Origin of the sequence: Bartonella sp. AA81SXKL (assembly GCF_042196945.1) — a bacterium.
Classification (GTDB): Bacteria; Pseudomonadota; Alphaproteobacteria; order Rhizobiales; family Rhizobiaceae; genus Bartonella.
Genome location: NZ_JBHIRH010000210.1, coordinates 359 through 748, shown reverse-complemented (window position 1 = coordinate 748; position 390 = coordinate 359). Strand labels below are relative to the sequence as shown.

1 protein-coding gene is annotated in these 390 nt (G+C 36.2%); it reads right to left on the bottom strand.

All coding sequences use genetic code 11. The features are described 5' to 3' along the window. Positions 1-390: serine dehydratase beta chain (locus ACFINZ_RS10650; protein ID WP_375701501.1), on the bottom strand; the 390-nt coding region annotated here is incomplete at both ends.

The following is a 390-nucleotide window of genomic DNA, read 5'->3' as shown; positions in this document are numbered from 1 at the left end:
TCCATCTTTGTTTCTTCATTTAAGCGCTTCATTTCAGCAATTGATAACCCTGATTTTTCTGCCATTGATAACATTTTACGCGCAGAATCAAAAGGATATGGTACCTTAGAAGTTTTTGATTGCGTATTACCATTTATACAGTTTAATTCATCCTCAGTCACCACAAAACCACCACCGATAGAATAATAAGTCTGCCTCAAAAGAACGTTCCCATCAGCATCAAGCCCTTCAAACGCAAGTCCATTAGTATGTCCAGGTAAAACTTCCTTTCGTTTAAAAATAAGATCACTTTGCAAATTAAACCAATAAGCAGGATGGCCGTCTGGTTGCACTTTCTTTTCACGTGTAACCTTTTCTAACAGTATATCTATATTATCAGGATTAACAGTT